This is a genomic window from Aquibacillus kalidii, assembly GCF_014280935.1.
GTDB classification, from domain to species: domain Bacteria; phylum Bacillota; class Bacilli; order Bacillales; family Amphibacillaceae; genus Aquibacillus_D; species Aquibacillus_D kalidii.
On sequence record NZ_JACLZI010000034.1, the window covers coordinates 1 to 14,322 of the forward strand.

14 protein-coding genes are annotated in these 14,322 nt (G+C 36.0%); all 14 read right to left on the reverse strand.

From position 1 onward, the window contains the following. Positions 1-506 precede the first annotated feature (506 nt). Positions 507-1,628: a TVP38/TMEM64 family protein gene (locus tag H7K77_RS06680; RefSeq protein WP_186576957.1), complete on the reverse strand. Its 1,122-nt coding sequence runs from the start codon at positions 1,626-1,628 to the stop codon at positions 507-509. A gap of 21 nt (positions 1,629-1,649) precedes the next feature. Next, positions 1,650-2,360: a YdjY domain-containing protein gene (locus tag H7K77_RS06685; RefSeq protein WP_222599255.1), complete on the reverse strand. Its 711-nt coding sequence runs from the start codon at positions 2,358-2,360 to the stop codon at positions 1,650-1,652. A gap of 42 nt (positions 2,361-2,402) precedes the next feature. Beyond that, the gene (locus H7K77_RS06690) at positions 2,403-3,278 is read right to left on the reverse strand and encodes a nucleoside hydrolase (protein ID WP_222599256.1); all 876 of its coding nucleotides are present in this window, start codon (positions 3,276-3,278) and stop codon (positions 2,403-2,405) included. Positions 3,279-3,291: 13 nt separating this feature from the next. Next, complete coding sequence (locus H7K77_RS06695; RefSeq protein ID WP_186576958.1) at positions 3,292-4,377, reverse strand: ABC transporter ATP-binding protein; 1,086 nt, start codon at positions 4,375-4,377, stop codon at positions 3,292-3,294. An 11-nt stretch (positions 4,378-4,388) separates the two neighbouring features. Then, entirely contained in the window at positions 4,389-5,201 is an 813-nt protein-coding gene (locus H7K77_RS06700) for an ABC transporter permease (RefSeq protein WP_186576959.1), read from the reverse strand. Between the two features lie 3 nt (positions 5,202-5,204). Then, positions 5,205-6,092 (reverse strand): ABC transporter permease, encoded by an 888-nt coding sequence (locus tag H7K77_RS06705; RefSeq protein WP_186576960.1) that lies wholly within the window; start codon positions 6,090-6,092, stop codon positions 5,205-5,207. Continuing rightward, the gene (locus H7K77_RS06710; RefSeq protein ID WP_186576961.1) at positions 6,076-7,347 is read right to left on the reverse strand and encodes an ABC transporter substrate-binding protein; all 1,272 of its coding nucleotides are present in this window, start codon (positions 7,345-7,347) and stop codon (positions 6,076-6,078) included. The genes H7K77_RS06705 and H7K77_RS06710 overlap by 17 nt, the downstream gene beginning before the upstream one ends. Further along, entirely contained in the window at positions 7,344-8,534 is a 1,191-nt protein-coding gene (gene mtnK / locus H7K77_RS06715) for an S-methyl-5-thioribose kinase (protein WP_186576962.1), read from the reverse strand. The genes H7K77_RS06710 and mtnK overlap by 4 nt, the downstream gene beginning before the upstream one ends. A gap of 18 nt (positions 8,535-8,552) precedes the next feature. Continuing rightward, entirely contained in the window at positions 8,553-9,215 is a 663-nt protein-coding gene (locus H7K77_RS06720) for a TIGR04282 family arsenosugar biosynthesis glycosyltransferase (RefSeq protein ID WP_186576963.1), read from the reverse strand. Then, complete coding sequence (locus tag H7K77_RS06725) at positions 9,208-9,879, reverse strand: TIGR04283 family arsenosugar biosynthesis glycosyltransferase (RefSeq protein WP_186576964.1); 672 nt, start codon at positions 9,877-9,879, stop codon at positions 9,208-9,210. Before H7K77_RS06725 ends, H7K77_RS06720 begins: the two co-directional genes overlap by 8 nt. A gap of 15 nt (positions 9,880-9,894) precedes the next feature. Continuing rightward, entirely contained in the window at positions 9,895-11,334 is a 1,440-nt protein-coding gene (locus H7K77_RS21705) for a dihydrolipoyl dehydrogenase family protein (RefSeq protein WP_186576965.1), read from the reverse strand. Between the two features lie 15 nt (positions 11,335-11,349). After that, complete coding sequence (locus tag H7K77_RS06735; protein WP_186576966.1) at positions 11,350-12,669, reverse strand: FAD-dependent oxidoreductase; 1,320 nt, start codon at positions 12,667-12,669, stop codon at positions 11,350-11,352. A 273-nt stretch (positions 12,670-12,942) separates the two neighbouring features. Then, a complete protein-coding gene (locus tag H7K77_RS06740) occupies positions 12,943-13,203 on the reverse strand; it encodes a hypothetical protein (RefSeq protein WP_186576967.1) in 261 nt (86 codons plus the stop codon). 28 nt (positions 13,204-13,231) lie between these two features. Beyond that, complete coding sequence (locus H7K77_RS06745) at positions 13,232-14,302, reverse strand: hypothetical protein (RefSeq protein ID WP_186576968.1); 1,071 nt, start codon at positions 14,300-14,302, stop codon at positions 13,232-13,234. Positions 14,303-14,322 lie beyond the last annotated feature (20 nt).

A 14,322-nucleotide genomic window follows, 5' to 3' on the forward strand; every position in this document is an offset into this window, starting at 1 on the left:
ACCCAACTTCCCAATAAACAAATATAAGTTTACTGGCTTATGGTGCTGTATCGTAGCTTTACGGTATTGGATACTTAGGTTCCCCAATACTGCTCAAAAGGTGGTAAATTATTTTTCTTCACTAGGAAGTTCACAGCTACCCTTCCCTCTCTGTCAGCAGTCAAAATAATTCTTGTCCTTATCATCACATCGTTTTATTCAATTAAAAAACACACCCATCCCTATAAAAGGGACGAATGTGTTGTTATCCGTGGTTCCACCCAACTTCCCAATAAACAAATATAAGTTTACTGGCTTATGGTGCTGTATCGTAGCTTTACGGTATTGGATACTTAGGTTCCCCAATACTGCTCTAAGGTGGTAAATTATTTCCCTCTGCTAGGAAGTTCGCAGCTTTTCCTTCCCTCTCTGGTAACCGGTGTAAATAATTCATATCCTTATCTTCGCGTTTCGAATTCATTTTTTATATCTTATAATAAAATCACAATAATAACAACCTCTTTTAATTAAGTTGAGGCTTTAAAATGTGGCCTTACTAAAATACCAATAATTATTAATGCGATCGTGATAGTAAATAGGAGAAATAATATTTGAACTAAACCTGATGCAGTCCCACCTAGATAAGAATATAACAATGTTGCAGGTAACTGTCCTAGTCCTGTTGCCCAAAAAAAGTTCCAAAAAGTAACGGTAGTGGTACCCGCCGCGTAACTCACTAAATCAAAGGACACTACTGGAACTAGGCGTGCAATTAGGATAGAATAAGACCCATATTTTTGAAAGAAATGATCCCACCATCCAAGGGCCTTTTTACTGAATACTCTTTCCACAATTGGTCTTCCTAACCATTTTGTTAGGTAGAAACATATAATGGCTCCTAGCATTGCACTAGTCCATGACAACAGTGCACCCCAAAACCAACCAAAGGCCATTCCGTTTGAAAATGTTATAATAAATGCAGGAAGGGGAGCTATGATAGATTGTAAAACCATCAATAAACCGGATACAACTGCTGCTAATGGCCCAAATGAACGAATATATTCTTTAAAAGCTTCCACATTTGATTTGTTCATCACTTCTATACTTTGATTTACTACTTCTTGAAAACTTGTATTGCCTAAATAAAAAGTAAAGAAAACCGCCATTAAACTGCTGACTATTCCTATCCCAAATCTTTGACTTTTTTTTATGTTCCTTTTAAACTCAATATCTCTAAATTGACGATAAAAGAATAGACAAATTAAGCCAATGACCAACCACATTACTATTAACATATTAACTTGATCAATGGACACTTTATTCGTTAAAAAAAGAGCTTTTCTCGTCAGGAATGCAGGCATAAATAATAGACTATCAGTTAGGAAAAGTACACTAATAGTAGAAAGTCCTACCACCGTGTAAAAAGTCTTGCCTGCCCCAAAAAAATTAGGTAAACGTTCTCCTATCAATACATATATACAGGATAACCAGATTACCATCGCCATTGTAACCGTGATAAAGTATGCACCATCAAATCTCATATCTATCCACTTATTTTGAACACAAATCAATCCTAGACATAATCCGACTAGATAGGCACTAAATAGATGACTTAAAATAAATGTACCAATGTGAAGTAATCGTTTCATCCGTATCCCACACTCCTCGTTCTACTTCGAATCAACAAATTGATAAGTAAGCACTACCGGCGTGCCGTCGTCAGGTAGTATTTCAGGATTACCACGGAACTCAGCTACACCATCTTTAAATGTTCCAACAGGATGTGTTGCATTACTCACGATACCTACTGGACAGCTATCAAAGCACATAAAACACCCTGTCATCTTTTCCTTAGCCGCTTCATAATTTCCTCCAAAATGGTAGGCAATTTTTTTCCCAGTCGAATCGACCATTACCTCATTGATATCATATGGTTTATCTATTCCATTCCATGAAATAGTGACCGTTATTTCATCCCCTTTAATATATTTCCCGTCCTCTTTAACTTCAAATGCAGCTTCTTCGTCACCACCCTTTTCCAAAGCTGGGTTCCCACCTATCTTTGCTAATGCATTATAGAAAGCTAATGGACTAGCATAACCATCAAACACTGATTTATGACCATTTGATCCCTCAACCCAATTTAAGCCGTGACGTGTAGGATTTCGTAAATATTTACCGTTAACTGTTGCATACACTTTTACCTTTTTATCTTCTGTATTAATATAGATAGATTGTTCCTTGTCTAACGTTTCCTCACTAGACGCATAATTTGATTCTAGCTCACCTTCGTCAACTGCTGAACTATTATTACTACAGCCTCCTAAAACACCAATTAACACGAACAATAACATAACGAGATAATTTTTTTTAAGAAACATAATACAGGTATTCTCCCTTCAACTAAAAATTCAATAACTTTGTTAATCTACTCTTCTCCAAGCATCAAAAACGACCTGATTAAACAAGGAAACATCAATAATCTCATTAGGGATGTTAACGGAATAGCCATCATCAGGTATTGAACTCTTTTTTAGAAGGCCTTTTTTTAAATCATCAACCTCAGATTCTATGAAACATAGATTATCATGGAAGAGTTGTGGGTGTGATACGTAAACTGCTGCGGTAGTATCCCAATTATAAAAACCTTCAAGATTAAACTGTTCTTCCATATACCGAAACCACGGTAAAAGCTTATCAATTAAGTAGGTGTAGGTACTAAAGTAAGATTCGTCTCTTATCTTCTTTAATTCACTCTTACCAAAATGTGCTTGCAAGCAAATATTCCCTGTCATCGTTGTCACTTTAGCTTCTGAACTTAAGACAGTATAAGCAGCGACTGGGTCTGATGCAAAATTCAATTCATCTAAACCCTTTCCATTTATAACAAGCGGTTCTACTATCCCCCCCATTAAGACCACCTGGTTTATTTTCTTGAAAAATTGGGAATCTAATTGATATGCCTGATATAAGTTAGAAAGTGAACCAGTTGCAAGAATTGTAATTTCTCCAGGATAGGTTGAAACCATTTCAGTTAAGAATAATGCTGCATTACTATTTCGTTGTTCTTTACTCTTTGCACCCTTCAATAATGGCAGATCTAGAAGATTAAAATCATCGAAAAATGTTGATGTTGCCTGGTTAACGATATCAATTGTACTATTTCCAAATGTTGTCGTTACACCTAATAGCTCTATATCAGGGCAACCCAAAAGATATAATAATGCTAAACCATCATCCACATCTCTATTCGGCACTCCCATAGTATTATCACAATCAAATAGTACTTTCTTCTTCAAGCTACCGCCCCCTTTATATCTCCTTAATAAAATGCAGTTTGGTAGAATCTATTCCTATCCAAACAATACCTCCTTTCACAAAGGTAAATTCAGTTCCTGTGTCTTGAATTATATAAAGATTTTCGTTCCCTACTTGAACGTTTAAATTATAAAAACTTCCTTTGTAAGAGATATCCATCATCGTACCTTGTAAGTATTGTGAATTTGTCTCGGTATTTATATTGTCCTTTTGTATTGATAATGTCTCAGGCCTAATTACGAGCCAACCCTTCGTGACATCAATAGCTTCATAGTTTAATAGTTGTAGTTGAAAAGCATCACAACTAAACTTTTGTTCGTAAACAATTCCGTAGTAAATATTGCGTAAACCTAGAAACTCTGCAACATCAACAGTATCTGTTCGCTCATATAAGTCCTTTGGCATCCCTACCTCTAGAATTTTTCCGTTTTTTAGGACAGCAACACGATCAGATAACTCAAACGCCTCCTCACGATCATGAGTTACAAACAAAATTGTAATATCTAACTCCCGATGTAATTTTTTCAATAATCTTCTCATTTCCTCACGTGTACCAGGGTCAAGTGCGCTAAATGGTTCATCCATTAATAGGATTTCTGGTTTAGTGACTAAAGCACGGGCTAAAGACACTCGCTGTTTTTGTCCACCACTTAATTGAGAAGGGTAAGCCAAATTCATACCCTCTAATCCGACAAGTTTAAGAAAGTCGTTAGCCCTTTCAGTCCTTTCCCGTTTATTTATCTTTTTCATTTTTAAACCGAAACTTATATTTTCTCCAACAGTCATATGTGGAAATAATAGTGCTTCTTGAAATACCATACTGACCCCTCTTTGCTCAGGAGGCACCCTAGTTACTTCCTTATTTTCTATACATATATCACCACGGTCGGGGCGAAGTAATCCCGCTACTAATTTTAGAATAGTTGTTTTCCCACATCCTGATGGACCTAATAAAGTGAAAAATTCCCCTTTTTTTATACTTAAATCTATAGATCTAATACAGAATCTTTGACGTTTGTCTGTTTGTTTTCGCTTTGTCTTGTACTCCTTCTCAACACCATTTAAACGTATAAATGACATGTCATCCTCCATTAACTAAAATGCAATGTTACATTTCGTACATAATATTTTTTCAAAAGTACATCCATTACTAAAAGTGCTCCTCCGGCCATAATCATGAATACAAGTGAAAGCACAGATCCTATAACAGGATCTCCTCCACTAATAAACGGAAACATAACAAGTGGTAATGTCATCACCTGGCCTCCACCAATCAAAAAAGTAATAATGTATTGATTTAAAGAGACCAATATACTCAAACTACAACCAGCAATGATACCCGGTAGTATGAATGGCAAGATAATATAGAAGAAACACTGGAAACTACTAGCTCCGAGTACTTTCCCCTGCTCCTCCCATATGTAACCAATAGTGTTGTAGCTAATCACTAATGCACGAATCATATAGGGTAGAGTTGGAATGATATGTGCCAGAATCACACCTAGTAGCGTATCTGTAATTCCCATTTGGATAAACGTCATATGAATGCCCATTACTGATACGAAAGCAGGCACAATGATCGGTGCATAAAACAATCCTTCCAACAGCCATTTCCCTTTAAAATCCATGCGCCCTAGTATATTCGCTGCTGGAAGTGCTAAAAAAAGGTTAATTAATGTAACTGTGACAGCAATTTTAAGACTTGTCATAATTGAGTTCCACGTCTTACTTCCAAAATCAAACACATAAGCCCAAGCATCAAGGCTTATTTGATCAGGGAAAAGGTCAGGCCACTTCCAACCATAAGAAAAGCTAAAAATCACTAATGGGATAAGGGGGATCGCGATAAAACATACCAATATAAAAGTAATCAAATAATAGGATAAATTTATTCTTCGTTTCATTATTTACCATCCCCCTTGACCTTTTCTATACCAACGCCTACTTACCCAAAAAGCCAATGCACCAATAAATACAACCATGCAAACCAATATAATATTTACAGATAGTGCTTCTGGCCTTACTTCTAAACCACCTCCAACATAGAGATTATAGGAATATACCGGAAGCATCGAAGGGTATGTTACACCAAGAAGAAAAGGTACCTCGAATGCTGAAAACGTAAACGCAAATACAATAAATAGAGCAGACATCCAAGATGGGAATAATAACGGAAAAAGAATGCACTTAAAGTATTTCCATGAATTAGCACCGTAAACACGCGCAACATCTAACCAAACATCTTTTATACGCATAAGGACCGGATGGAGCATTAAAGCTACAAATGCTGATTCCTTCCAAGCATAGGTCATAATTATTCCCCATCCAAATGAATCGTTCACCAGTACAGGAAAATCACTAATTCGATCTATTAATCCGAATGTTTCCATCCATTTTGATACCCATCCACTTTGCGAAAATAATAGTAATATAAAGTATCCAGCCACTAGCGGTGGAACTAGCATCGGAAGTTGAAATAATTTTTGTGTAATTAGACCGTGCTTCCCACTCTTTTCTTTAGTTAGAATAAATAATAGGACACTTACAGCCAACCCGATAACCCCAGCAATTATGGAGGATAACCCAGCAATTCGAATGGTCACGAGAAATGAATCCAAAAATTCTCGTGACACAAGCACTTTTCGATAATATTCAAGAGTCAATTCATATTGATTAGCAGCAGGAAAATAGCCCATACTCTGTAAAAGCCCATTCCATATTCCACCACCAAAAAGAAGGAAAAGGACTACCGTTGCAGGAAATAGATAAATAACCGGTTTACTCTTTTGCAACATACTCTTTCCAGCCTTTTTCTATAAAATCAACATACTCTGCTGGTATCTCTGGTACACGGTGATTCATTAGTTCTTTTACAGGTAAGCTGGATTCACCACGGTTAATTTCATTATATTTTTCTTTTTGTTTGGAGTTTAGTTTAGTAGGATCAATTACCATCATCGCTCCCCAAATACTTGGATCGGCTTTCGCAATTTGAGCTGTAGGAGATTGCATAAAGTTTATAACTGCCATGGCTGCTGCTTTATTAGGGGAATTAAAAGGAATAGTTAAATAACTAGTATTAGAGAGTGTACCCTTTTCAAGAACAAATGTGCGAGTCGATTTAGGGAAATTACCATTATTCACTTCATTTGCTGCATGAGACGGATCATAGCTCATCGTCATCCAAACAGCTCCGTCAGCGTACAATTTATCCAGTTTGCTAGAGCTTTCTGGATATGTCTCACCTTTTCTCCATAAATATGGCTTTATTTCATTTAGGTAAGCCCATAACGGCTTCATTTTTTCTTCTAACTGTGTTTGCTCACTTATCGGTCTTTCATATTGCTTATACCCTCCAGTTGTTTCATAAAGGATATTTCGAATAAAGGCACTTCCAGTGAAATCAGGTGGAGCAGGATAAGTGAATTTACCAGGGTTTTGTTTAACCCAAGCTTTAAGCTCTTCTGCAGATTTAGGTGGGTCTAAAACCTTGGCTTTATCATAGGTAAACACAAATTGAGCTTGACTCCATGGCGCTTCCAAACCATTCGTTGGTTCACCAAAATCATTCTTTATAGCAGGTGACTGAAGATCAATATACTTGTTAGCATTTGGTAGTTTACTAGAAAATGATCCCCACAAGAGATTATTTTGTTTTGCTGTCAAAAAATTCTCTCCATTTATCCACATAATATCAATGCTTCCGGTGTCTTTTCCTACTTGTTTTTCAGTAAGGAGCTTATTTATAGTATCGTTAATATCTTTAACAGGAACCCTATTCAATTTTATTTCAAGCTTTTTCATGATTCTCGGGGCTACCCATTCGTCTATATAACGATTAGTTGATTCGTCTCCCCCCCACATATAAATATTTACTTTTTTACCTTTTGCTTGAGATAACACTTCGTTCCAACTAGCTTTTAATATTTCCTTTTTCTCTTCTGCGGTGCCAACTTTATTCGGGCTCTCCTCCTCACCTAAAGTTCTGGCATAAACAATCAGGGCTACCGCCATAACTAGAATAATCGATATAATAGTAAACTTTTTCATACCTCACCACACCTTCTAGGTTGTTTTTCAACAAACTCCGTTAAGTTCCGAATTTTTTTAAAATTATCTTTATATAAAACTAGTTGTCTGCCAATTGTTATCATAAATCTTTCAACTTTTTCTCGTTTTTCTTCATCTTTTATTGTTTCTATATCTTCAACACTAGATGTCCCTAATACACGACGCAACATCTCACATCCAGCAAACCCTATCGATTCGTTTAAAATTGATTGCAAGAAAAAGACTACTTTTTCTTGTGAGTTGAAGTCACTTTGTTTTTTTATTAGTTGTAAAAATCTGTATTCAAATGATTCCCATACTGATTCCATTAAGGACAATAAATAGGAAGGGTAGGTAGAAAGTGTCGCATTAACATGGCAAACATAGCTGATCAGAATGTTTGCAAAAAACACGCCAATATCAAAACCAATTGGGCCATAGAATGCAAATTCCCCATCAATAATTTTCATTTCATTTTGTTTAATCATTATACTTCCGGTATGTAGGTCCCCATGAATTAGTGCCTGTTTTTCAGTCATAAAGATTTGCTTTAATTTTTTTATTTCATTATGAAGTTCTCTATCTTGATAAATTTCTTCCACTACATCTTGGATTCGGTCGCTATAATTATTCATAGGGTTTTCGATAAAAGGGAAAGTAAATATAAAATCCTCCGTGATTTTACACATTTCCCTATTAAGAAAAATCGTATTCATTTCTTTAATTTCATGTTCACTAGAACCATATTCTGAGGTATAAAATAAAACGTTAGCTAAAAATTCACCTAGATAGCTCGGTAAATGTGCATAACGTTCTTGCTTCATAAGTCCTTTTCGCAATAGTTGGTATCTAGTTAAATCTTCCATAACTATTAAAGACAATTCACTATTGAAGTAATATAAATCTGGAATAAAACATGAACATATAGAATGGTAATAGGTTAATAGTTTGTATTCCACTTCAATTCTCGTTGTCGATAATGGCCATGATGGTCCCACAGAACGCATAAAGGGTAAAGCTTGTTTGACAATTATACTCTTAGGCTTATTGCTACGTCCATAGACCCTAAAGACGTAATTCATATTCCCATCACCTATTTCTTCGCAGCTTAAATACCCCTCATTTGATAATGGTGTAGGTAATGTTTCGATTAAATCGATCACTTTTTGTTCAGTTAGCTGTTTCATGATACCCCTTCCCCTTAATTAAGTATTGGTTAGGTTCTTGGCCATCCAGTCTGTTAAATGGTGATTAGTGTTCTTACCTTGATACATTTCTAAATCACGAAATTCATCAATGTCTCGTTTCTGAGCTAGCAACGAAACCGTTCCAGATAGTTGCTCCATTTTTTTAATAGTCAAACTGCAAACCTTATCACTACTCCATGGAATATCAGAAAATAAGTCCGGTTCATACTGGTGCATGCCAATTAAATAATACCCTCCATCGGTTGCAGGTCCGATAACAAAAGAGTTGTTATTTAATTCTTTAAATGCATGCCTAATATCTTCTATATTTAGAGGCGTATCTGTCCCAATTATAATAACCGGACTATATGATTTATCCATTATAAAAGAAAGTGCATTTTTCATTCTTTCTCCTAAGTCATTGCCAACTTGGGGAAAATGACTAGACGGAAATAATCCCTCAAAATATTCTTTTGTGTGATGAGGAGTGTAAGCCACCCATACCTCTAACTCTTGCTTCATTTCATTATATAATTCAGATAAATCTCTTATTAGACTGTCCTGTAGCTGGGCACATTGCTTAGATGATAATTTAGCTTCTAATCTCGTTTTACAATACCCAGGTATTGGAGCCTTTGATAGTATAAGTAATACTGGCTTTTTATGAACAGGTTTAGCCACGTCGGTACATCCTTTCAAGCTTTTTTAAAGGAACGCCACAAATGAATAGAAGTTTTATCTTTTGCATTAACAGAAAAGTTCGTATTATCCCTTTTTCGCGAAATCGCCTTGAAGAGGTTATTATAGGAGTAGGGAGTAGTACAAGCTTCCCAAGCTTGTTGGATTTTCTTGATAATATCCAATCCTCCATTAAAGGTACTTCCGGAAACAATCCAACCCTAAAAAAGTGTGATTTCCGAATAAAAAACCCCTGGTCACCAAAAATAAGATGAAAATATTTTGCTCTTAAATTGGAGCCTTTTGCAATTATTTTTAGTAAAACTGAAGGGTCATCAAAGGTTATTGGGAAGCCTCCTCCTATGACAGTAGGATTTTTTAATACACGATCTATTTCAGAGATCATGTCCGGATGAATAACCGAATCAGCATGTAAAAACCATAGCACCTTCCCCTTTGCAATCCGTGCACCATTGTTCATCTGAATAGCCCTACCTTTAGCACTTGATATAACTCGTCCATATTGTTTCGCTAGCTCGATAGTGCCATCAGTGCTTCCTCCATCAGCTATAATGAGTTCCAAGTTATGAGCAGAACCTAGCAGTCGGCAAAGACCTTCTATATTACCTCTTTCATTAAGAGTAGGAATAATTACACTTATACGCACCTCCATCCCTCCCATTTAGCGAAACCATTTAATAAACCATTTCGTCATTTTCGGGAAAACACCTGAGAATAACTTATGACTCCACCAGTTATTTGAAACCTGTTGTAGCAATTCTCCACGTGTTGGATAAGGGTGAACTACATGGGAAAAGGAACTAACTTTATGCCCAAATGTTTTGGCATATACAAGTTCTTGCATCCAATCATCTATGTTGTTCCCAATTCCACTTGCTCCAATAATTCTACCTTTCTTATCTACAAGTACCTTAACTAAACCGAAATCATTCTCAATGATAAAACGATCTACGTTTTGGGAATCTACTCTATGAATCTGAATACTATCCCCATATTTTTTCCTAGCTTGCTCTTCCGTTAATCCAATCTGAAATACACCAGGATATGAATATATCACTCTAGGAATATTTTGATAATTAAGTTTACCCTTTAAACCAAAGAGTGCGTTTCTAACAACTAACTTTCCCTCCATTGAAGCAGTATGTGTCATTGGTAATATTCCATTGACATCCCCTATCGCATATATTTTGGAGTTATTAGTTTGCAAGTATTGGTTAACTAATACGTTGCCACTAGTATCTTTTTTTATATTGATTTCTTCCAATCCAATAAAATCAGAATTTGCCTTCCTTCCAACACCGATAAATATTTCATCCACAATTAATTTTTGTTTTTGACCATGATTTCTATATGTGACTATTTTACCTTCTGTGTTTTTTGCTAACTGTGTAACTTGAACATCATAAAATATATCCATTTCAGTTCTTAAATACTCATTTAACTTAGAAGAAAGTTCATCATCCACTTCACGAATTAAAGAAGGTTGCTGTTCCAATAAGGTTACTTTAGAACCTAATCTAGCAAACGATTGTGCGATTTCTATACTTGTTGCACCACCACCAATAACAGCCAGACGCAATGGGATCTCCTTTATACTAAAGATTGTTTCATTAGTTAAATAAGAAACCTCTCCAATCCCCTCAATAGAAGGAATAACCGGTCTAGAACCAGTAGAAATTACTACTCGTTTAGCTTTCAATGTAATGTGATTATTTACTACTAATTTGTTTTCCGCTATAAATTTCCCTTTACCAATAAAAGTGTCAATCCCTAACTGATTAAAACGCTCTCTACTATCATGGTGTTGAATTTTTTGTTGTATTTGTCTAATTTCCTTCAAAACTAAAGAAATATCCAAATCTCTCTTACCTGAAAAGCCAAATTCTTCCGTATAAATATGTGCCTGATGGAATCGTTTTGATATGTTCAGCAATGCTTTTGAAGGAACACAGCCATAATGAAGACAGTCCCCTCCTAGATTTTGGTTATCATTAATCAAAGCGACTTTTGCACCAAGGTTAGCCGCACCAACTGCAACGGTTAAACCTCCAGCTCCGCCGCCTAATACGGCAAGATCATAATCTACTATTACCTCACCCACCTCCTAGTTTTGTAATTATTTAAACCTTATCCTTTCAAAAAAGATGACAAGAAATAAAATTATAAATAACAAGACAAACATCCCAATTAAAATTGTATTCATTAAAGATGAAAATAACTGGGCAAATAGAGTCATAACAGGGTGATATGTACTAGTTATAAAAAGGAACGTTATCCCCCAAAGAAAGAGACCCATTAAGGTTATACCAATTACTTTTAACCATTTTGTCGACTCACTACCTACTTTTGGAGCCTTCTGGTATAACCAAATAAACCGCCTATCCATAAATGTTTTAATTAACCACATCAGCCTTCCATGAAATGCTAAACCAAGATAAAGCATCAATCCTTCTCTATTGCCCGTTGCCAGAATAGATAAAAAAGAAAAATGCGGTTGATAGCTACGCATTGAATTACCATTAAGTAATCTCTTCATATTTTTCCATAAGTATGGTGCTTGACGAACTGGATAAACTCCCGCCTTAGAAAGGGGTGGTTGATTAGATATCTTTATACAATCTCCTGCTCCAAATATATTTGGATATTCAACTGATTGTAACGTATCCTTTACTAATAAATAGCCGTTATCTACAGCAAGACCTGAATTTTTAAATATATCGGGGGCTCGCGGTCCAGTAACCCACAATAGTGAATCGAATTCAATTTCTTCTCCAGATGGGAAGAGAATAATTTTATCTTGTGTAACCTTATTAGCGCGTTGGTTCAATAGTAGACTAGCGCCCTTTTTTTCTAATAGGTGCTCAATCCGGTCTGATACATAGGAAGCACCTTTATCCATTAATCTAGAAGAACTAATCAACGTTAAGGGCTCTTTCCCATTGTTAGTTCGCCATGTTTGCAGGGATAATGCTAGCTCTGTTCCGGCAACCCCTCCCCCAACAATGACTAGTTTTTTAGCATTTCGAACTTTTTCTATTAAGATAGGGAAGTAAAAATTCGGTTTTAAAGTATCGGCATATTCCAATACTCCTGGAAGGTCTATACCTGATGTTAACGAACCGATATCAAAGGAAATTAAATCATAACTGATTGTTTGCCCCTCTTGAGTCACGACATTTTGACTATTTGGATCAATAGAGACGGCCATATCCTTGACCCACTTTATACCAGCTTTTTTTACCGTGTCCCCAATATATATTCGTATTTGATCAATGGAGTATATCCCTTCGATACAGCCAGCTAACATACCTGAATAATATTGATTTTCATTTGGAGATATCAACACAACTTCCACATTAGTTAGAGGATGTTTGCTTAACTTTTTCATAATATAAACATGAGCGTGACCAGCACCAACTAAAAGAAGACGTTTCACAGGAAATGCTCCTTTCTTGTAAGTAACAGATAGGAGTTATTGTAAAATACGAGACAAATATAGAAGCCTTTTCCACTACTAAACTATGAAATATACGACCAAATATGAAGCATTAGAAGATTTTAGTTCTTTTTAACCAAGGCTTATTTACGATTAAACATCGATTTGAAATAAGTGCGTAAGTAGGAAGATAATATTAATCCCACAACAAGAAATATTATTTGCGCGACGATATTAAAAAAAATTTCCAACAACCCAATCCCTCTCTCATTTTTATTCGTTCTCCTCAAAATCCCTCGGTATATTGCCTTCGAGTAGTGAATTAATTCTGGCATACAAATAAATGAACATCAGGACGAAAGCGATAAATAATGCAGTAAATAGAATACCGACAAATACCCCAAGGAAGGTTCCTCTTAATCCATCTAGACTAACGGGGGTTCCTCTGTAATAAGCCATTATGATTATTTCAGCTAAACTAAATACAGCAATACCAATAAGGGAATTTCTAATTAAAAGCCACCACCTTTTCACTACAAAAACCCCCTTTGTTAACATCATTTCACCTAGTAAGTTGTAGGCCTTTTTTACTCTTTTTTTGAAAATAGGCTACTAGTAAACCTACCACTCCGACTAGTAAAGCCATTATAAATAACACAATTAATCCTGCGAATGCATAGAAGAAAAATTCTCCCAATCCGGGGGAGGATGGTGGATCAAAGCTAGAGAATAAATACCCCGGGAGTTCCGCTGTACTGTTTTCTTCCGCATTAGATGAACTCTGTGTAGATTCATCAGTTTGATTAGATTGTTCATTGTTAGAATTAGTAGACGATTGATTAGAACTTTGATTATCCATATCTGATGATTGGTTATCTGAACTTTGATTTGAATTCATCGAGGATTGATCGCTATTTTGATTAGTCATTGTTGATGATTGATTGGCGTTTTGGTTTGACATAGTTGATCCACCACTTTGCATACTGCGCATTCGCATCATGCCCATCATTCTCATACTTCCACCACTCATACTAGCTCCTGCGCCCGGAGACATACTAGCTCCCCCTCCACCAGACATACTACTACCACCCGAAGTTGAAGAAGTACCTGATGTGTTACTAGAAGAATTAGAAGTGCCGCTCATAGCTGACATACTTGGACCTGGATTACTAGACTGAGAGTTCATTGGCGTCCTAAACATGGAAGAATTTTGATTTTCAGAAGCATTCTTTCCATTGTCTGAATTAGTTTCACTCATACTTCCGGTATTAGAACTGTTAGCGTTATTACCACTACTGTTCCCTTCACCTGAATTCGAATTACTTGCATTATTGTTACTTTCTCCTGAGTTCGTCATGCTTCCAGAATCAGTGTTGGAGTCCTCATTGTTAGAATTTGAACTATCATTGCTAGTCATCTCATTAGTCTGACTCACACTTGCACTATTCTGATCAGATGAATTAGCACTCTCTTGAGTCTGACTAGTATTTACTGCACTACTCGTTTGACCTGTGTTTTGACCGCTATTTGGTTGTTGATCTGGTAATAAAAATGGAATTAATATAATCAATAACCCAAAAATGAAGATACCTACAACTGTAAATACAGCTATTCTAAGCCATGGGTTACGCATTTGTACCTCCTCCTAAAATT